13 protein-coding genes and 1 pseudogene are annotated in these 21,596 nt (G+C 51.2%); 1 reads left to right on the top strand and 13 read right to left on the bottom strand.

All coding sequences use genetic code 11. The features are described 5' to 3' along the window. Positions 1–112 precede the first annotated feature (112 nt). On the bottom strand, positions 113–5,881 hold the full coding sequence (locus tag EOE67_RS13680; protein ID WP_127699870.1) for a response regulator: 5,769 nt from the start codon (positions 5,879–5,881) through the stop codon (positions 113–115). Positions 5,882–6,165: 284 nt separating this feature from the next. Between EOE67_RS13680 and EOE67_RS13675 the strand changes: the two genes are divergently transcribed. Beyond that, on the top strand, positions 6,166–7,266 hold the full coding sequence (locus tag EOE67_RS13675) for a response regulator (RefSeq protein WP_164852335.1): 1,101 nt from the start codon (positions 6,166–6,168) through the stop codon (positions 7,264–7,266). A gap of 427 nt (positions 7,267–7,693) precedes the next feature. On the opposite strand, the gene EOE67_RS21095 is transcribed toward EOE67_RS13675, so the two are convergent. From EOE67_RS21095 to EOE67_RS21160, 12 genes and pseudogenes are all read right to left on the bottom strand, one after another. Continuing rightward, complete coding sequence (locus EOE67_RS21095; RefSeq protein ID WP_206099598.1) at positions 7,694–7,789, bottom strand: hypothetical protein; 96 nt, start codon at positions 7,787–7,789, stop codon at positions 7,694–7,696. A gap of 47 nt (positions 7,790–7,836) precedes the next feature. Further along, positions 7,837–8,343 (bottom strand): ATP-binding protein, encoded by a 507-nt coding sequence (locus EOE67_RS20695; RefSeq protein WP_206099597.1) that lies wholly within the window; start codon positions 8,341–8,343, stop codon positions 7,837–7,839. Between the two features lie 83 nt (positions 8,344–8,426). Then, positions 8,427–9,758, bottom strand: a complete 1,332-nt coding sequence (locus EOE67_RS13665) for an McrC family protein (protein ID WP_127699866.1) — start codon at positions 9,756–9,758, stop codon at positions 8,427–8,429. Beyond that, positions 9,755–12,478 carry an McrB family protein gene (locus EOE67_RS13660; protein ID WP_127699864.1) on the bottom strand — a complete coding sequence of 908 codons (2,724 nt, stop codon included), beginning with the start codon at positions 12,476–12,478 and terminating at the stop codon, positions 9,755–9,757. The genes EOE67_RS13665 and EOE67_RS13660 overlap by 4 nt, the downstream gene beginning before the upstream one ends. 142 nt (positions 12,479–12,620) lie before the next feature. After that, positions 12,621–13,298: a response regulator gene (locus EOE67_RS13655; protein ID WP_127699862.1), complete on the bottom strand. Its 678-nt coding sequence runs from the start codon at positions 13,296–13,298 to the stop codon at positions 12,621–12,623. A gap of 5 nt (positions 13,299–13,303) precedes the next feature. Next, a complete protein-coding gene (locus tag EOE67_RS13650; RefSeq protein ID WP_127699860.1) occupies positions 13,304–16,018 on the bottom strand; it encodes a sensor histidine kinase in 2,715 nt (904 codons plus the stop codon). Positions 16,019–16,040: 22 nt separating this feature from the next. Beyond that, complete coding sequence (locus tag EOE67_RS13645) at positions 16,041–16,793, bottom strand: TorF family putative porin (protein WP_127699858.1); 753 nt, start codon at positions 16,791–16,793, stop codon at positions 16,041–16,043. A 54-nt stretch (positions 16,794–16,847) separates the two neighbouring features. Further along, entirely contained in the window at positions 16,848–17,474 is a 627-nt protein-coding gene (kdpC, locus tag EOE67_RS13640; protein WP_240652818.1) for a potassium-transporting ATPase subunit KdpC, read from the bottom strand. After that, entirely contained in the window at positions 17,474–19,474 is a 2,001-nt protein-coding gene (kdpB, locus tag EOE67_RS13635; protein ID WP_127699856.1) for a potassium-transporting ATPase subunit KdpB, read from the bottom strand. The genes kdpC and kdpB overlap by 1 nt, the downstream gene beginning before the upstream one ends. After that, positions 19,471–21,246, bottom strand: a complete 1,776-nt coding sequence (gene kdpA, locus EOE67_RS13630; protein WP_127699853.1) for a potassium-transporting ATPase subunit KdpA — start codon at positions 21,244–21,246, stop codon at positions 19,471–19,473. The genes kdpB and kdpA overlap by 4 nt, the downstream gene beginning before the upstream one ends. Positions 21,247–21,256: 10 nt before the next feature. Further along, positions 21,257–21,337, bottom strand: a complete 81-nt coding sequence (locus tag EOE67_RS21090) for a potassium-transporting ATPase subunit F (protein ID WP_420849778.1) — start codon at positions 21,335–21,337, stop codon at positions 21,257–21,259. Between the two features lie 151 nt (positions 21,338–21,488). Then, a pseudogene (locus EOE67_RS21160) lies at positions 21,489–21,596 on the bottom strand (IS110 family transposase); the annotation flags it as partial.

Here is a 21,596-nt window from a genome sequence, read left to right as displayed (position 1 = left end):
TGGGCTTAACAGGCAGCATACAGCTGATGTCCCTCCAGCGTACTGTTTATATTTTTCTGGCTCGGTGTGCTAGCGCACATAAGTCAGAAAGTCTTCTAAATCAATGACTTTTCTAAGATTCAAACTGCTGTTGCAAGGTGATAAACACCGCGGCCGCTTCGTCAAAATCGTATTGGTTAATATGCTTACAAAGTTCGGTTAAGGTGCTTTGACAGTGGGTGCCGGCGAGCAGTGGCTCCAGCTGTTCGGCCGCATCCACAGCGGCGGTGTCGTTATCGGCGATCAGGGTTTGAAGTTGCGCCAGCATGTTGCGTAGTTGCTCCGGATCGGCGGCTGGTGCTGACGCTATGGCGGACACTGCTGGCGTGGCGCCGCTGAGCTGCGATAAAGATTGCAGTACGATCGCCAGTTCATCTGCCACCAAGGCCAGTGGTTCGGTGAAGGAGGTTTGCTGATTGCAGGCCTGTTCCAAAACAGAGGCAGCGGCCTGCACCGCGCGGGCGCCGATATTGCCAGCGGCGCCGCGTAAACTATGGGCGCAGCGAGCCGCGGCCTGCGGATCAGCACTTTGTGAGGCTTGTGCAAAGTCGGTGGCAAACTGTTGATTGCTGTCGGCAAAACGGCGCAGCAATTTTAAGTACAGCGTGACATTTTGCTCGGTGGTGATTAGGCCTGCATTGGTATCGATGCCGGGCAGCAGCGGCAGTGCGCCAACTTCTGCTGGGCTAAAGTCAGCCATATCAAGGGCTGATCGCCTGGCATTTCCAGCGGTCGTGCCCGCCGCAGCTTGGATCCATTTTGCCATCGTTACAAACATGTCGTCCGGCCGGATCGGTTTGCTGATGTGGTCGTTCATGCCGCTGTCGCGGGCTTTTTGCACATCGGCGGCCATCACGTTGGCGGTCATCGCGATAATTGGCAGGTGCTGAAATTGCGGCAGCGCCCGCAGCGCTTTGCTGGCTTCGTAGCCATCCAGCACCGGCATCTGACAGTCCATCAGCACACCATCAAAGTCCTGCTGCTGCAGATGATGTTGTTGCAGCAAATCCAGTGCCTGCTGGCCATCTTTGGCCAAAGTCACGTGGATGCCTTTGCTGGTCAGCAGCTCAATCGCCAACTCCTGATTTAACTCGTTATCTTCAGCCAGCAAAATACGGGTGCCCTGTAACTGGCGTATGGCCGCAGCGACCTTATTTTCAGTGCTTGGCGTTGCTGCATACTGCTGCGATAACTTAGCCAGTTCGACCGGTGTGGTCGCGGTGGCGTTTAGCAGTGCCTGGCAAAACACGCTGCGGGTGACTGGTTTACTTAAAAATCCATCGATGGTGAGATGGGCGGCGGCCAGCCTCGCATCTTCGGTGCTGTAAGCGGTAACCATCAACACTTTAGGCGGTTGCTGCAGCTGCAATGGCGGCAGTTGCTCCAGCGTTTTGATGCCATCCAGTTGCGGCATTTTCCAGTCGAGGCACCACAGCTGATAAGGCACTAAAGTCGCGTCAGCATGGGCCAGCATGTTCAGTGCTTCCTGGCCGGTGTTGGTTTGCGTGACCAGGCAACCTTGTTCGGTCAGCAGCTGGCCGATAATTTCGCGCGCCGTGGCGTTGTCGTCCGTCACCAGCACCCGCAGATCCCGCAAACTTTCCGACGCGGTTTTCCAGAAGGGGGCCGGCAGCGCATCCGGCGTACCTTCGCCCAGCAAGACGGTAAAATGAAAAGTACTGCCCTGACCTTCAACACTTTCCACCCAAATATTACCCTGCATCAGTTCCGTTAGCGTTTTACAGATCGCCAGTCCCAAGCCGGTGCCGCCATATTTGCGGGTGGTGGAACTATCGGCCTGACTAAAGGACTGAAACAACCGTGCTTGTTGCGCCGGGCTCATACCGATGCCGCTGTCTTTGAGTGAAAAATGCAGCACGATTTGTGGATTGGGCTGTTGATGTTGATGTTGATGTTGATGTTGATGTTGATGTTGATGTTGATGTTGGTTTGGCTGTGGCGGCTGTCGTTGCCCGCTGACCGACAACAAAATCTCACCGGCTTTATCGGTGAATTTCACTGCGTTGTTGCCAAGATTGGTCAGAATTTGTCCGAGGCGCAGCGGATCACCCAACAACACCGGCGGCAAGTCGGCGGCGACGTTAAAATGAAGTTCAATCTGTTTCTCGGCGGCTTTTATGCCCACTAAATCGGTCATATTTTCCAGCACATCTTCGAGGCGAAACTCCACCTGTTCAATATCCAGTTTGCCTGCTTCAATTTTACTGAAATCCAGAATGTCGTTAATGATGCCGAGCAACGACATCGCGCTACGATGCACTTTGTCGATGTAATTACGCTGTTTACGATCCAGTTCGGTCTGCAGCGCCAGATGACTCATCCCGATAATGGCGTTCATCGGCGTGCGGATTTCATGCGACATATTGGATAAAAAATCCGACTTGGTCTGAGTGGCGGTTTCGGCTTTTTCTTTGGCTTCCAATAGCGCCAATTCCATCGCCTTGTGCTCGCTGATATCGAGCAAAATGCCAAACACTTTTTGCTGGACTTGTTTGCCGACCACCAACACCCATTTCCAGCTGCCATTGCAGCTTTTCATCCGCAGTTCCACCCGGTAAATGTCGATGAAGCCTTTCAGATGTTGCACAAAAGCCGTTCTCGCCATCGTTAAATCGTCCGGATGCACCAACTTGCTGAGCTGTTCGATGCCATGGCCATATAAATCAGTCAGTTGCTGCGGGCTATAGCCTAATAACGTCGCCCAGATTTCATTGGTGATCAGAGTGCCGCTTTCGTTATCGAGTTCCCAGGAACCGGCATTGGCGCCAATCATCGCCATTTCAAACCTTTGCCTGGTTTCGGATAACTGTTGAAAAGACAAAGCGTTAGACACTGCGACCGCAGCATGGCTGGTGATGATCCGCACGATGTTAATCTGGTCGTTATTAAAGGCGTGTGGTTGATCACTTTGCAGCGTCAAAATACCCAGCACCTGAGTGCCTGCGATCAGCGGCTCACAAATCACCGTTTGGGTGGCGGCGCCATTCAGGCAATCCGCGGCCTGCATGCCAAACTTTGCCCAGTCTTCCGGGCTGGCGGCGATAAATTCCTGCTGCTGCTGTAAACACCAGGCGCTGGGGCGGCCGTTGGTCTGCTGATGGGCACCGGACGCTGGTAACCGCTGGCCTTTGTGCATGGCGAAGATAAAATCCACTTCATCCTGCGGCTGATTAAACAAGCCAATAGCAAAGGTATCGGTTGGCACTATCGCCTGCAGATGGTCATAAATTTTGCGGGCGATCTGCTCCAGCTCAAAGGTGGCGGCGATTTCTTTTCCCACATCCCCCAGCACAAAAATGTCGTGGGTACGGCGTTCAACCAGTTCGGTCAGTTCCCGCTCGCGTTGTTGTTGCGCCAATAGCCGAATGCGCAAAAACGAAAAAATGGCCAGCGCCAGTGTCAAAGGTGCCAGCACTAAAAACACCGTGGTTTGATACCAGGCGGGTAACACTTTGATCTGCAGCCGCTGCGGCTCTGGGTTCCACACGCCATGATTGTTGCTGCCAAGCAGTTCAAACTGATAACTGCCATGTTCCAGCCGGCCATAACTTTGCTGATGCTCGCCGGTTCTTTTGCTCCAGTTGTGGTCATAACCGAGCAAGCGGGTCTGATACCGATTGTCTTCGGTGGCCTGAAAATCCAGCGCGGCGTAGCTGATGGTCAGATTTTTAAAATCATTTGGCAGTTCCAGCACCGTTGGCAGTGGAAACGGTTGTAATTTGCCATCCACGGTCACCGCAGTAATTTCGACCGGCGGCTGCACATGATTGACCACCACCTCCGCCGGCGAAATCGCGGTGATGCCGCCGACACTACCCAGAAATATCCGGCCATCGGCAGTTTGGGTGGCGGCCCTTGGCATAAACCCATTGCTGCTTAAACCGTCGTTGGTGCTGAAATAGTTAAAGACACCAGTATCCGGATCAAGGCGCGACACGCCGTGGGAGGTCGCCAGCCACAACTTGCCGTAGTGGTCGGTACTGATTGACTGAATGGCGATGACTTCACCTTCAATCACATGGTTAAAGTGCTGCACCTTGCCGCTCACTTTGGCATATCGGTCGACCCCCTGACTACTGGCCAACCAGAGCGTTTGCGCGCCAGCTTGCCGAATGGCGGTAACGGTATTGCTGCTCAGGCTACCCGCCGCAGCGCTGTGTTCAAGATGGGTAACCTTATTGCGATCACTGCTGATCCGAAAGGTGCCCTGACCAGCGGTCGCAATCCAGACTTCGTTTTCGTCATCGACGAAGGTAAAAGTCGGGTCGACGTCTGTCAAAAACTCCCGTCGCTGATTGCTCACCGGATCCCAGTTCACCACATTGTTGGAAGATGCCAACACCAGCCACAGCTGATCTTGTTTATCCACACTCAACGATTCGATGCCATCCCCTTGCAAACTCAGCCAATCCAGCGGCAGCGGCCGGATTTGTCTGCTGGCGGCGTCCATTGCATAAAGCCCGGTATCGGTATTGATATACAAAGTGCCATCACTGGCATAACGCATATTTTTAATCCGAAACCGGGTCAGTTGATCGGGGAAATGGCTGGACTGCAGTGGTTCAAAGCGTTGCTTGCCATCAAAGGCCACCATGCCTTTGCCGGTACCCAGCCACAAACCACCTTCTGGTCGCGCCACAACTGACAACACTTGCGAAAACAACCCGGCCATCGGTTGCTGCTGCAAGTAGTTGCTCCAGCCCTGAAACGCCGGCAGCCGCGGAAACACTTTCACCACGCCGGAATAGCGGGTGGCTGCCCATAAAATGCCGGTGGAATCAATCAATACCTGGCGTACGTCATTGCTGGGTAATAACGACCAGTTGCCGTTGAGGGCGGCGGGCACAAATTTTTTGTGTTCCAGATCAAAATGATAAACCCCGGCTAAAGTTGCCAGCACCAGCAGCTTGCCCTGTGCCGACATACTGTTGACGCTTGGCAATTCGCCTTCAGGTAGTGCATGACGCTGATAGCTGTTGCTGGCTGGGTCAAACTGGCCAAAACTAAGCCGGGTTGATACCCACAGCCGGTCTTGCTGATCAATAAATATCGAGCGAACTTCCGGGTGATCCAGCGCGCCTGCTGCCACGCCGTAGCTGCGAAATTGTTGGGTGCTGCGGTCGAGCTGGTACAAACCATTGGTGGTGGCAGCCCAGATATTGCCCTGGCTGTCTTCAGCCATGCCCCAGATGCGGTCGTTGCCAATGCTGTGCGGGTTGTTGGGGTCGTGCTGATAACGGATAAAACTGCCGCTGCTTTCCTGATACAGATTCAAGCCACCGCCATTGGTGCCGACCCAAATCTCACCGCTGCGGCTTTCAAACAACGATTGCACTTTGTCGGCGCCCAGTGACGTGGCCATGGCGGCATCATGGCGAAAATGCCGGAACGACTGGCTGGTTCTTTGGTACAAATTCAGGCCGCCGCCCCAGGTGCCAACCCAGAGCCGGTTTTTGGAATCGTTCAGCATCACCCCGACATTGTCGTGGGCTAACGATGTGCTGTCCGCCGGGTTGTGCATAAAAGAGCTGAACTGATAACCGTCGTATCTTTTTACGCCCTCGACGGTGCCAAACCATAAAAAACCATCGTGGTCTTTCGCCACGCTAAACATTTGTGGATTGGCTTGCATGCTGTACACCGACAGCTTTTCGACTTTTTGCGTGATGCCGCTGTGATCGGCGTTGTTGGCCGAAGTATCGGCCGTGATCTGGCAACTGACGATAGCCAGTAACAGCAGCGCCCACCACGTGCTAGCCAGCTGACAAAACTGCAGACGGCGCTTCGAACCGGGTTCAGATCCCTGACGGCAAACACGCATGTTGATCCTTTGGTTGCCGTTGGGTCATCCCGTAGCATCCTGCAAAGTGGGTTTGGAACATTCGGCTGGATCGGTGGATTGCGTTACTGTTGTTGTGATCAAATGCAATCGTGGACAGCCACAGTTCAACTGTCATGCATGAAGGGGTGTTCGTCAAGTCAGTACCCCGGATGGATCAAATATTCCCAATTCCGAAAAAAGCTACTAACCTTTTACGATACAGCTGTACCCATGGCACCACCGTGTTGCCGCAGGAGCAAACTCAGAGATCTAAGGACGGAACGATGGAATCTGCTGCAAACCCCAAAAAAACTTACCCGCAAATGACCGTGCTGCTGGCCGATAGCAGCGATATTGTGCGCGACACCGTGGCCAATATGCTGTTGGATCTTGGGTTTGACAAAGTGCTCCAGGCCTCGAATGGCGAGCATGCACTCCATATTTTGTCGCAGCAGAAAATCGACTTTATCATTGCCGAATGGGACATGCCGAAGATGAATGGCCTGGAATTGCTGCAGCGGGTGCGAGCGGATAAACGAAACGCCAGCACGGTTTTTATGATGATGTCGGTGGTGATTGAACAAGCCGCTGTGGTGCAGGCGATTAAGGCCGGCGTTTCCGAATATGTGGTGAAACCTTTTACCACCAAAATCCTGCTTGAACGGGTGCAACGGGCGATTGAAGGGCCGCAAAAAGCCAACTCAGCTGCAAAAAAACCAAGCGATGCCAGCGGTGCCAGTACAGATACTGCCAGCAACGAGCCACAACAGCTCCGTATTCTGGTGGTGGATGATGTGGCTGATAATATTCAGGTGATCAGCGACATCCTGCGCAAAGATTACAAAGTCGGCGCCGCCACCAGCGGTGAAAAAGCCTTAAAAATCTGTGCCGCCGAGCCGCAACCCGACCTGTTGTTGCTGGACGTGATGATGCCCGATATCAACGGTTTTGAGGTGTGCCGCAAACTCAAAGCCAATCCGCTGACCCAGCATATCAGCGTGATTTTTCTAACCGCGCTGGATCAAACCCAGGACATGGTGCGCGGGTTTGAACTGGGTGCGCTCGATTACATCACCAAACCGGTCAATCCGCCGGTGGTCAAAGCCAGGGTAAAAACCCATGCTGCGCTGATTCAAAGTGTGAAACAAATGCGTCAACAGATTGATACGTTGCAGGAAAATTATCGCTTAAAACAACAAATTTCCAGAATATTGCAACAACACCTGCTGCCGCCCATTCAAACTATGCAACAAGCATTGCACCAACTCGAACAAGCCCCAGACGACAGCAATAATGTGCAACGACAAAGCTCCGAGCTGCGATCCAATTGTTCTTATGTCAGTATGCAGCTGGAAGATTTATTGGCATTGACGAAGCAGGAGTAGTTTTTTAGTTTAGTAAAGCAATCACTATAGGTTGTATTGGTCTGCTTCTACGAACCTTCGACATCATTCACGGGTACTGGCATTGTTCTGACAGTGATTCTCTCCATGGCGGTTTGGATTAAAATACTTTAATTGTTATGAAACATGCACTTATGAATTAAAACTATTCTGCTGGCGATTTGCTTTAAAGCACTTACGCCCAATACGGCAGATAGCGAGCATAACGGGTTGAACTCGATTCTGAGTCGTCTGGTTGAATCAGTTCCAACTCTTTGGTAGCTCCGATAATCAGAGAAACTGTCGCCGCTTTTTTTCTGATAAATTAAATCGCTTATGCATAGATTCATTCGACATGCGTTGATTGTTAACATACATCAAGCAGCAATGCTGATAACAGGCTCGGATACGATCAAGCTTACTCATGACATTAAATTTCTTGATATGCAAACAGAATAGCCGTCGTCCTAACTTCACTTACCCGAAAGTCTGGCGCAGGTAATTGATAGACTTCGGCTGCATCCACAATTTTGTCGATGCCAGTGCCTTTTTCTTCGCAGTAATTTCAACAGATCAAACCATGTTTGAGTATCCAGCAGCGCGATAACAATCTTCAGGATTGGCATCTGCTTTAGCAATGATAGAAAGCCATTCGGATTTGCCTTCATTAAAAATATTTTGCAACCTGTCAGCAGTCATCGGTTGCAGTTCTTCATCAGCACGCATTAAATATGCACCATCCAAATGCAATGGCTGCCCTTGAGGACGAGAAGGAATTTCAACAATCACAATCCGGCCATCCGGGTGATTAAGTTCTGTGATCTCAACCCGGATACGCAATTTTTCTAAAATCATGGCCGTAGTCGCTTCACGATTCGGAAGTGCCTTTGATCCGACAATCTGGCGCGGCAGTTTATCAGTGACACCCAACACCAGATGACCACCACCTTCGTTGGCAAGCGCCACAAAATATTTCAGTAGTTTGGTACTATCATACTGATTACTCGCCGTCTTAAATTCGAGATGTTCGTTTTCCCTCGGAAGCTTGATCCAGAGTTCTAACTGTTCAATAGAAACCATAAAAACACCTCGCCGCGGTTTTGTTTACCACCATTTGGACATCACCTGTGCTAACTGATCTTTGTTCATCTGAGTCCCTGTTTTTACGCCGCTGCAGTACTTGACTGTTTAAAACCATGTTGCAGCAATGAAATCAAGGTTTTCGCGGAATTTTCATCTTCTAAATCAAATGGTAACGCCAATAGCTGCAAGTTTGGATCAAAGCTGAAATGTAGCGGTTTTGTGTAGACAGGAAACTTATCCCAGGCCGGAAAAATCAGCACTAAGGTGCCATGCCCTTTCAGGTAGGTGTGGCCATAAGCAAACATTTGATAAAAATCCTGTTGGCTTAAGCCATATTTGTCATCGCGAGCAACACCATCCAGCAACTTCCATTTAGTATCTAAAATCCAGCGTTGTGTGGGTTGCCCTAAACCGCCCAGACTTAGCGATAAGTCAGGTTTCAGCTGGAACATGTCCTGTTGCAAATGTGTACATAGATAGCGGGAAGCCAGCTGAGTGCGCAACTCTTTATCCGTCCCAGGAGTTTGCGCTAAGGCTTTGCCAAGTTCTGCAGCAACATAATTTTCGAACAGTTTTTCCATTGGGAATAACAAACTAAGGCCGCGCCAGTCGCCTTGCACAGCCAACGGAACATGCAGGTTTAACACAAACTCACACCAGGGCTTGATCGCCTGATAGTGCGCCATCAGTCGGGACTCCTGCCAGTGACGAAAATCCTGTTGGATATCAGTTGACTGCGGCAACTCGTGCAGCAAACTTTGTAGCTCATGAGCCAGCCGCCAATTTTCGCTGTCTTGGGTGGCAGTACACACCTTTGACAAAGCAGTTTTAAGCAACCGGTTTTCCGCGCGGTCGGCACTAAAGATATCATGCTGGATATTAAACAAGTGTTCCCGACCGGGAGGTTGGCGCAGTTGTTTGTTCACGTCCAAGCGTCCGTGCAAAAAACGCTGCTGCTCTTCTACTCGTTGGTAATCAAAGCGCAAACCACGCTTAAACAGCGTGTCCAACTCTTGTAAAAACTGTCGCATCAACCATTCTGGCAATGAGGTGTCAAATCGCTCGATACTGGTATGCGAAGTATTTCTACTCTTTATGTCCAGCGCGTTACAAATCAGTTTGCACAGCAGCTGGCGGGCACTCTCAATACAATTTGTTGAACTGCGATGTTTCGGAAGTATTTCAATCACTTGGCCACAGGGTGACTCAAGCACTCCAACATAGTTATCGAGACGAAGCCATTGCTGATTATCAAGCTCCAGCAGTGCTAAGCCGTTTGCACGAAATTGCTGCCCAAGCTCCACTAACCAGCGAAAGGCACTGGGCGAGATCTGCGCTTGGTCCAGTGTGTTTTCGGCAAGCTCAGCAAAAGTCAGCCTGGCATATTCCCGCACAATTACGGCTTTATTCATGCCGAAGCGGCCTCGTCCTGATAAATCAGCTGGTAAGCTTTCGCGCTTTCAAACGCATCCTGATTTATCTCCCACCGATCACGTGCTTTGATTTGCGATACGTTTTTAAATAACTCTGCAATTGGCTTACCGGCCGATTTGCGGATAAAAGCGATCTCAGTCGCTTTATTCTGATCATTCAGTACCCAGGTAATGCGTTGCCAGTCTTCAAAGAAATACTCTTGTAGCAATGGCAACACTTTGTGCTGAAACACCTGTGCCAATTCCTTCAAACTGGCAAACTCAGGAGCGTTTGCCGGACGGTGTTCTGGATGTAAATGCATAAATGATGCATGGCCAATGCAGTGGTCTTTATCCAATAACACGGCAATCCGTTCGTTGATGGTTTTGAGCATTAATTCAAGGTCAACATCTTCAACAAAGACATCGGCCAATAACTGTGGTTGTGGCGGCATTTCGATAAAATCAAAACGACGGCGCAGTGCTAAATCAAGTCCAGACAGCGAACGGTCGGCAGTGTTCATGGTGCCGATGATGTACAGGTTATCCGGCACAGAAAACTTATCGCCAGTAAGTGGTAAAATTACTTCCAGTGGTTCATTGCCACCCAATCGTCTCGATGGCTCAATTAACGTAATCAGTTCACCAAAGATCCGAGAAATATTACCTCGGTTGATTTCGTCGATGACCAGAACGAAATTCTGTTTTTTGGCGTATTCTGTAGGTGGTTTTTCTGGAAGATCACAATGCTGCTTTAAGAAACTAAGCATGCCTTCAACATATGAAGGGTTATACATGCCCTTTTTTGTCGCGCCATAATATAATTTTCTTACATTTGATACACTTGCTACGTAGTATGGATCTTCTTGCTGAGAATTTTGCGGATATACGCGAAACGTTTTATTCCCTTCAAAGGCCACCTTGAATTTCTTGCCTCTGATAGTTTCCATGATCGTTTCGTCTCCACTCGCGTCCAGCATGTCGAGCATCTTTTGCCAGGCTCTATCAAATGCTTCGTTGCCGCATTCGCTGGAGTTTTTGGCGTCCTCAACTAACTCTTTGAAAAGACCAGACTTCTTTTTATAACTAACTTTGCCATCGAGCGCTTCTGCGGTAAGTCCTTCCACAAAATCCTCATAGCTATAACTTTGGTGGAATGTAACAAACACAATCCGGCCGGTATCGGTTAGTCGTTGATATTCGGTTTTTAATTCGTTCCGGGTTTGCCAGCTAAAGCCTGGTTCTGCAGCCTGCACCGCAGCTTGCATGGTGATATAGGTTTTACCAGTGCCTGGTGGGCCGTAGTAAATTTGGTTTAATGGAACTAAATCTGTGTTTGACACCTGGATATCTCCTTCCACGTCTTCAGCGATATCAGTTTCGTTAAGAATTATCTTCTTACGGGCATCCAATGCTTTACATATTTGCCAGATCGCCACGTTGTTTTCCGCAACTTTGCTCATATCTACACCCGCATCTTGCAGGCTGCTTAGTATCCAAGCGTTCTGTTCAGGCCATTCGTTTGGCAATTGCAAATCCATCCTGAATTCTTGCTGCAAGCATTGCAGCACCTTTTTGCAATTTGTCGGACTGACGATAGTGGAATATTGCTCAGCTGCAAATGCAGCGAATACCCGGTTTATAACGACGTGATAAGTTTTCTCAAATTTCCCTTGGCGAACTGCCGTCTCCCAGGTTTTAAAAATGCGCTGATGTGTTTCTGCCGATGGTTCCGTCCGAATAGATTCGGCGACGCCACGTAAAAAGGCCTTCTGCAGTTCAAAATCGACTCGCGGCAAGACACCCGGCATCACGGAACAAATTCCGTTATATCCGGGTGTCCACAGCCACTCCAACATCTTGTTTGGTATAGGCTCTGGACTCGTTTTTACTTGTTCAACTTCGGCCAATCGCTCTTGAAACTGAGGCAACCAGTCCGGCCTTGAATTCACTTCATCCTGCTGCGTCCACTCAATAAACTGCCGCAGGCTGTGCACATGCTGACTGTTTGCCCACAGCCGTGTCACCTCATTGGCAATAGCAACAGGAATTAACACACCAGATTTTGTGAGTGACTTTTTGAAACTGGATTGGTGGCGGTCGCAGAACCGTTCCAGTAATAACTCCGGTAACAACCCCTCGGCCACAGTCTGTCGCACTTCCACCACCTTAATATCGATGTAACGCCATGTTTTCGTGGGGTCACTCCAGTAAGGTGCGTCGAAGGAGGTACGTGTTACAACGGCTTTAGCCACTATGCCCTGAGGTGATGATTCATATCTCATTAAATAAACCAGGTCACCAATCGCCGGTTGTTTTGAATCACAGGAAATGCTTAATTCGCTATCAGGTGCCAAAGTTACCGGATTTGAATCTGCATTTAATGTCCGTGCTGGTGCCCAATGCACCAGATATGTTGCCGGCTCAACGTCAATGGAACCAATGGCTACATAGTCGGCCCATCTTTTGATTGCGTTGTACGGTACGCGGCTATTATGTAATCCCACAACAGCATGAATGCCTGTCGGGGCAGTGTCATGGATAATCTGCTGTATCTTATTTTGGTCAGTCAATGACCAAACATCGATCTGCAATGCATTATAGATATGGTTTAAGCCTGAGCAGTAACTATCAATAGTATTGTTAGTAAAATGCGGCTTGCCATCAGCTTTTTTCAAGCTGCCTAAATAATCTCTGAATCCATCGCGACTAAAAGACATTTACTAAATTCCCTGAGCCTAAAAAGGAGTTATATGTTTCCCACTGATGGCCGGAGTACAGGCGGACGCTCAACCTATTGCAACTAGCTTTTGAATGATGGGGGTATCGAGGATGACTTTAAATCAAAAAACAGAATAACACCTACAACATCAACCGATAACCAATCCCCGCTTCAGTTTTCAGATATTTCGGCTGGGTCGGATCATCGCCGATTTTTTGCCGGATATGGCTGACCACAATGCGTAAATAGTGGGTGTCCTGACCGTGGGTCGGGCCCCAGATTTGTTCCAGCAACTGTTTTTGGGTGATCACGCATTGCCGGTGCTGGGCCAGCGTTGCCAGCACGGCGTATTCTTTCGGTGTAAATTCAACGGCCTGGCCGTTACAAAGCACCAAGCGGCGGGCGAGGTCAATTTGCAGATAACCGTCATCGAGTAGCGCCGGGGTTTTATCGGGCAAGCGATCCCGCAACTGTGCGCGCACCCGAGCCAGCAGTTCTTCCACGCTAAAAGGTTTACTGACATAATCCTGCGCGCCTAAATCCAGTGCTTTGATTTTATCGCTATCGCCATTTCGCACCGACAATACAATCACCGGTACTTTCGAGAAACTACGCAGCTCGGCCAACAGTTCCAGGCCATCGCCGTCCGGTAAACCCAAATCTAAAATCACTAAATCCGGTTGCTGGCGCACCAGCGCGCTTAAGCCGGACGCCACCGACTCTGCTTCGGTGACATCGTAGCCGACACTTTTCAGCGCAATCCGCAGCATTTTGCGGATTTGCGTTTCATCATCAATCACTAAAATGCGCGCTGACAACAGGGTTAATCTCCGGTTTGTGTTTTAGGAAAAGGCAGTTCCACGACAAAACGGGAACCGGGGCCACTGCGGGCGGCGAGCGCCTGAACGGTGCCGCCGTGCGCGCCAATCATGCCACGGCAGATGGCGAGGCCCATGCCGGTATTGTGCCTTTTGCTGTCGCCGTCGGCTACCACATAAAACATATCAAACACTTTTTCGCGTAGCGGCTCCGGGATGCCGGGGCCGCTGTCTTCGATTTCGATGCGGCACAGCGATTGGTCATGACTGACAACCCGGCTGACCCAGACTTTAATCGCCTCGCCTTCCGGGCTGTATTTGGCGGCATTTTCCAGAATATTAAACAAACCCTGTTCCAATAAAGCGGCGTGGGCGTACAGCAGCGGCATCTCCGGTTCAGTTTGGTAATCGAGTTCCACCTGCGGGAAAAACCGTTTGAGACGCTGGCGGGCGCTGCCAATAATATCGTCCACCGACACCCAGTCGCGCTGCAGTTTTAAGGTGCCGTGGCCCAGGCGTGTCATATCCAGCAGATTCTGAATGTAGCGATCCAGCCGCTGACTCTCCAACATAATGGTGCTTAACAGCTCTTTGCGATCCTCATCCGATAATTGCCGGTCCAGCACTTGCAAGCTCTCGGCCGAGCCCATCATTGCCGCTAATGGCGAACGTAAATCGTGCGACACCGACGACAATAAAGCCGAGCGCAACTGCTCCATTTCGGCTTTTAGTTTGGAGCTTTCCAGCGCGCTATTCAGTTCAATCCGCTGCCAGACGCTGACTGCTTGCTGGCTTAAACTGGTGATCAAATCCAGTTCATCCGGCCGCAGTACTTGTTGACGCTCGGGCAATTGCAAAATGATCACCGCGATGGTTTGGGCCTTTCCCTGATGAGAATTGGTTGTTTGGGCATTTACCAGCAGCGGCAACGCCGTCCAGTGACTGGCATTTAAGGTATCGCTAAAACGTCCGGCCATTTGCTGATGGCGGCGGCACCAATCAATCATCGCCTGATCAATGGCCAGCAAGGGTTGTGACAGTGCTGGGATCTGTTGCTGTTGTTGCTCATTCCAAAGCACCAGATGCACCTCACAGCGCAGTGCTTGTTTCAGCTGGGTGGCTAAGGTTTCCCATAAAGTATCAGTTTGGTGGATCACCGTCAGCTGCTGGGCAAAATCGCGTTGCAGTTCGGAGTCGCGATTGGCGGTTTTCAGTAATAACAATTGGCGGCGGATGCGCGATGCTGCCGGTCCACAGACCATGCCGATCACCAACATAAACAACAAGGTCGCGACGTCGTCGTTTTTATTGACGTTAAAGGTAAAATACGGCTCGGTCAGGAAAAAATTAAAACTGAAAAATGACAGTAGTGCGGTAAAAATGGCTGGCCTGGCGCCATATTTCAGGCCACAGATCACCACTGCCAGCACAAAAATCAGCACCAGATTGCCGCTTTCTAAAAATCGATGTAGCCCAACCGCCAACAGGCTGGCGAGTGCGGTGACCAACACGCCAAAACCATAACCGGCGGTTTGACCAAAAGTGCCGGACGTAGGGGCAGGGGCCGTGACGGGGGTTGGCGTGCTGTCAGCCCGATAGACTGAAACTTCTAACGGTAAGCCGCTGTTAATCAGCTGCTGATACAACGGCTTACGCCACGGCTGCCACGGGCGGCGGGTGCCGGCGCCGACCAATACCGAATTGATCCGGTGTTCGACAATATAGGGCAACACCATTTGTAAGGTGGAAGGGCCACGCAAAATATCAGTTTCTGCGCCAAGTTCCCGCGCCAGCGCAAAGGCCGCCTGCAGCCGTTGTTGCATTGATTGCTGCTCTGTTAACTGCTGCAATTTACCGGTATCAACCCATACCACCAGCCACGGCATTTGCCGTTTTTCGGCAACCCGGCGGCCGATGCGGATCAGGTATTCATGGTCGCGCTGATTGGAAATCAGCACCAACAGTTTGTCCTGAATGCGGTAATCACTGCGTTTGGCTTTGCTGTCCTGCTCGGTTTTCAGCGCGGCATCGACATGGCTCATCACCCGTTTCATCGCCATTTCACGCAGTGCAGTCAGGGTTTCCAGCTGGAAAAATTGCTGGGCGGCAGTGGCGGCGTAATCGGCGAGGTAAACTTTGCCTTGTTGCAACCGCTCCAGCAGGTGGTTGGGCGCTAAATCAACAAACACCAGCTGCTGCGCGGCGTCGATAAATTGATCCGGCACCGTTTCACTGACCCGGATGCCACTGACCTGCAGCACCAAATCATTCAGACTGGCAATATGCTGCACATTGACCGTAGTGTAGACGTCAATGCCAGCCGCCAATAATTCAGCGATATCCTGATAACGTCTTTTGTGACGCGAGCCTGGCATATTGCTGTGCGCCAGTTCATCGACCAACAGCAGCTGTGGTTTGGCGGTGAGTGCTGCGTCTAAATCAAATTCAGTGAGTTGTTGGCCCTGATAATCAATGACCCGCCGTGGCAACAGCATAAAACCCTGCAACAAAGCTTCAGTGTCAGCGCGGCCGTGGGTTTCCACCAGACCGACCATCACCTGACAACCCTGTTGCTGACGCTCGCGCGCCGCATTCAGCATGGCGCAGGTTTTACCGACACCCGGCGCGCCGCCTAAAAAGATCTTCAGCTGGCCACCTTGGCGCTGCTGCAGGTTTTTCAGCAACGCATCAGCTTGCTGGCTTCTGGCGTCTGTTGCCATGGCGTTATTCCTCTGCAATCAATTAGAAGCTTTTGCTGACGCTGACTAACCAGCGGTTATCACAAAGCGTGGCGCAGGCTGCCGTATCCACCGATGTACCGGCGTAGGCCAGACCCCAGTCGAACCCGAATTGGGAGCTTTGCAGTTTCAGACTCCAGTCAACATAACCCTGATCAGACTCGTCGCTCGCTGCCATAAAGTTTTTATATTCCAGTGTATTAGCAAATTGATTGTACCCCAGATGCCATTGTAGCAGCAGCTGATTGCTCAGCTGCTGGTTCCAGTCGGCGCTCCAATAGACAAATTTACCAACACCGGCGGCGAAATAATCGTCAGTGATGGCGAGACCCACCGTCAGTTGCTGGTAACTCAGTTTGCCGTACGCCTCAACAAAGTTAAATTCGGTACTTGCGTTATCGCCTTTTGGATAACGGTATTGCATCAGGCCAAGGTCGAGTTTCCAGTCGGGGTTTAATTGCCACAGATAACCGGCCGACAAGTCCAGCTCCATGCTGCCGTCGCCAAATTTGATATTGGAACCCCAGGCATTGAGATAAGCGCCGCTTTGATGCTGCAGCGTCAGGCTGGCTTGCAGCGCCGGGCCTTCGTTGGTTTGAGAAATACCACGGTATAGATAATCGGAAATCAGCGTGACTGAGGCGGCGCTTTTAAACTCATCCGCCTGCAACGGGGTGGCGGTGATTAACATTACAGTTGCCAACAGCACAGTGCTTTTCACGGCTGAGAATGCATTTTTAGATAACAAAGTAGACATCGTAAAATCCTGTTTAAACGGGAAGAGAAAATAATGTTTGGTCGTCAGTAGCTGTCATTCGCTGCGCGGAAATTGCTGATCCAAAGCCAAATTTAGCAGCAGCACATTGACCCGCGGTTCACCCAATAAGCCAAACTGTGGGCCTTCAATCTGTTGTTGCAACAAAGTCTCCAGCGCGGAGTGCGAAATGCCACGTGCTGTCGCCACTCTGGCTAACTGCAATGCTGCCGCGGCTGGTGAAATATGCGGATCAACACCCGAGCCGGAACTGGCCAGTAAATCCACCGGTAGCTCAGTGGCCGCGACCTGATAAAGCGCGGTTAATGCAGTACTGCTGGCGGCAACCCGTTCCCGCAATGCTGGATTGGACGGTGCCAGGTTGCTGCCGCCGGTCGACATTGGATCAGTGCCAACACTGGATGGCCGGCCATGAAAATAATGCGCAGCGCTAAAGGGCTGGGCTATCAGCGCCGAGCCGGTGAGGCTGTTATCCGCAGCGCTCAGCAAACTACCATTGGCCTGGTCCGGAAAGATCCAGCCGCCGATTGCCGTGACCGAAACGCTGTACAGCAGGCCACAGCAAAACAGCATGGTCCCGGCTAAACCCAGCGCCGGACGCCAGTGGGCATGTTGTTGTTGTGGGTTAAACACAGGTTGAGTAAGCAGGGTATTGTTCATCATCAAATCATCCAGTTCAGCACAACATCAATCAGTTTGATTGCCACAAACGGCAGCAACATACCGCCAAGTCCGTAAATCAACATATTGTTTCGAAGCAGTTTTTCGGCACTAATGGCACGGATTTTTACGCCTTTTAACGCCAGTGGAATGAGCGCCGGAATAATCAGTGCATTAAAAATCAGCGCTGACAACACCGCAATTTGTGGATCAGGTAACCGCATAAAATTCAGCGCGCTAATCCCCGGCATGGCTGCCGCAAATACCGCTGGCACTATGACAAAGTACTTGGCAACGTCGTTGGCCAGCGAAAAGGTGGTCAGCGCGCCGCGGGTGATCAGCAGCTGTTTGCCCACTTCCACCACTGCCAGTAATTTGGTTGGATCTGAGTCTAAATCCACCATATTGCCGGCTTCTTTAGCGGCCTGAGTACCCGAGTTCATCGCCAGGCCAACATCGGCCTGCGCCAGTGCCGGAGCATCGTTGGTACCGTCACCCACCATCGCCACCAAGCGGCCTTTGGCCTGCTCCCGGCGAATAAGCTCCAGCTTGTCTTCCGGCTTAGCTTCAGCAACAAAATCATCAACTCCGGCAATAGCCGCGATAGCGCCAGCAGTGATTGGGTTGTCGCCGGTTACCATCACAGTGCGCACACCCAGCGCCCGCAACTGGGCAAAACGCTCAGCCACGCCCGGTTTAATCACGTCGGACAGTTGAATAACCCCAAGGATTTGCTGCTGATTGGCGACCACTAAAGGCGTTGCACCTTGTTGTGCCACTTTGGTCACCAGCGGTTCCAGCGCGTTAGGCACTGCAATACCACGGCTTTGTGCCCATTTTTTTACGGCATCGGCGGCGCCTTTGATCCAGTGACCACCATCATCACAGGTCAGGCCCGACAGCCGGGTTTGCGCGCTAAACGGAATAAATTCAGCATTGTCCGGTGCGGTCTGCTCGGCAAAACCTTCTTGCTGCGCCAGCTTCAATACCGATTTACCTTCAGGCGTTGGATCTTGCAGCGAACAAAGCTGTGCGCCTTGCACCAGTTGGCTCATCGCAATACCTGGCAGTGGTAAAAAGTTGGTGGCCTGGCGGTCGCCAAAGGTGATGGTGCCGGTTTTATCCAGCAGCAGCGTGTCAATATCACCGGCCACTTCTACCGCTTTACCGGATTTGGCAATGACGTTGGCAGCAAGCGCCCGGTTCATGCCGGCGATACCAATAGCTGGCAGTAAACCGGCGATGGTGGTTGGAATTAAACAAACAACCAGCGCAATCAGCATCAGCAAATCAAGCTCAATCCCAACAAAACTGGCCAGCGCCGGTAAGGTCGCCACGGCAATCAGAAACACCAGCGTTAAGGCAGCCAACAGCACCGTGAGCGCCAGTTCATTTGGTGTTTTTTGCCGATTAGTACCTTCGACCAGGCGGATCATTTTATCGAGAAAACTATGCCCGGCTTCTGCTGTCACTTGTACCGTGATGGTGCCGCTGAGTACTGTGGTACCGGCAATCACGCCTGAGTGATCAGTACCGGCTTCGCGCAGCACTGGCGCTGATTCACCGGTTAAAGCTGATTCGTTAATGGTGGCAACACCGGCAATAATTTCACCATCGGCCGGCACAAATTCACCGGCTTGTACCCGCACCTGATCACCGGCTTTCAGTTGGCTGGCGGCTACTTTTGACAGCTGACCAGAGCGGTTCAGCAACTGGGCGGTTAAATCACGGCGGCTGGCTTTCAGGCTTTGCGCTTGACCCCGGCCACGCGCTTCGGCAATGGCTTCAGCGAAATTGGCGAACCATAAGGTGAAAAACAAAATCAAACTACAGGCCAGCGCAAAGCCATAAGCTTGGCCTTGCTGGATTTGCCCGGCGGTTAACAACAGCGCCAGTAAAGTACCGACCCACACCACCAACATCACCGGGCTTTTGACGGCCTGGGTTGGGGTTAGTTTTTGAAAAGCAGCCAGACTGGCTTGGGTTAACACGGCCGTATTCATTGGGCACCTCCGGTAACGGATTGCAGCTGTGTAGTGATGGTGGATGTTTGTTGGGAAATTGCTTCGATTTGAGTTTCAGCTAATCCTTCACCAATCGGCCCGAGCACCATCGAAGGTAAAAACGACAGGAAATTCAGGATTAAAATCACCGTCAGCAAAGTCACACCAAAAGTCACGTTCGCCAGCGGTAAGCTAGCCGCGCTTGGTGGGATCTGGCGTTTTTTCGCCAGCATGCCAGTGATATACAGCGGGATCAGCAGTGGCAAATAACGACCGAGCAGCAGCACGATGACGCAGGTGATATTCCACCAGGGCGTGTTGTCAGCCAATCCTTCAAAACCAGAACCGTTGTTGGCAAAAGCCGAGGTATATTCATAAAACACCTGCGAAATACCGTGTAAGCCTGGGTTGCTGTTGCCGATCAACGCCGGAAAGCTCAGGGTAATAGCGGTAAATAACAGGATCACCGCACTAGGCAGCACCAGCAGTACACCCAAGGCGCTCAGCTCCGCTTTTTCCAGTTTGCGACCGAAAATTTCGGGGGTGCGGCCAATCATCAGACCGGCGATAAAGACCGCGATCCAGACATACACGATAAAATTGACAAAACCACAGCCGATGCCGCCCCAAATGGCGTTGATCAGCATGCCGGAGCGGGTGACCAGACCAGCCAGTGGGTTCATCGAATCATGCATCGCATTGACCGAACCGTTGGAGGTTTGGGTGGTCAGTGTCGCCCACAGCGCCGATAAATCGGTGCCAAAGCGCACTTCTTTGCCTTCCATATTGCCGCTACTTTGCGCAAGGTCAGCAAAAGCGATGTTTGGTTGTTGTTCGCTGTAGACCGCAGCTGCAACACAGAGCAGGCTTAAGAAACCCATCACGCCAAGTGACATCAGCGCAAAACCACGTTGGCGCAACATGCCACCGGCCATAAACACCACGGCGATTGGAATAAGCACTAAGGCAATGGTTTCAATCAGATTACTCAGCGGGGTTGGGTTTTCCAGCGGATTGGCGCTGTTCGGACCATACCAGCCACCACCATTGGTGCCGAGTTGTTTAATCGCGACCATCGCCGCCACTGGCCCTAATGGGATTTTTTGTTCGGTCAGGCTTTGCCCTGGTTCCAGCACGCTGACGGTTGGACTTGGCTGATAAGTCGAGGGCACGCCCTGACTGCTTAGCAGCAATGCAACGATGGCCGCCAGTGGGATCATCAAGCGCAATACGGCACGAACGGTATCCTGATAGTAGTTACCCAGATCACGCGCTTCACCTTCTTGTGCGGTGGCCTGATTGCGGCCACCAAGCAAACCACGCAGCACAGCCAAACAGACCGCTAAGCCCATCGCCGGTGTCACAAATTGCAAAGTTACAATCACAAAACTCTGGCTTAAGAAGCTTAATTGCGCCTGGCCGGAGTAATGTTGTTGGTTGGTATTGGTAATAAAAGACACCGCGGTGTGCAGTGCTAAATCCCAGCTTAGTGGGCCAACGCCATCCGGGTTTAATGGCAGCAGGTGTTGCAACAGCAGCAGTAAAAATGCGATCAGGCCCAGCACTAAATTACTGAGTAAAAAGGCAATACCAAAACTTTTCCAGTCCATGCCTTGATGTTGGTTGATCCCCAGCACTTTATAAAATACCCGCTCCAGCGGGCCAAACAGCCGGTCACTCCAATGCGCCTGACCGGAGAAAATTCCGGTCATATAGCTGCCGAGCGGCCAGGCCAGCAGCAACGACAAAGTTAATATCAGCATAATTTCCATCGTCGGCTCCTCAGAATTTTTCCGGTGCCAACATGGCGTACATCAACAAAACGCTTAACGCGCTCACCAGTAACAATAACAACCAGCCCATGATGGGTCCTCTTTGCAAGTTTTGAGTGGATAGATCCCAATGACAAGGTTAAGGCGGGGCGGCGTAAAGGCTCCAGCGGCCAAAACCGTGGAGGCGTAAAGAGATCGTAAAATTGGCGGTGCAAACAATAAGGTAGATACTCTGTTCCCTGTCAATTTTTTATGTGTTGTTCACTGAACAATAATGTTGAATCGAAGGCAGTCTGGGTCTGCATGCAGGCCCAGATACCCGTCAGATATTTTCGCATCACCGCACACTG

It is taken from the genome of Rheinheimera riviphila, assembly GCF_004005945.1.
Taxonomy (GTDB): domain Bacteria; phylum Pseudomonadota; class Gammaproteobacteria; order Enterobacterales; family Alteromonadaceae; genus Pararheinheimera; species Pararheinheimera riviphila.
Note: the sequence above shows the minus strand (reverse complement) of the source record. Positions and strands in the feature narration are given on the sequence as shown.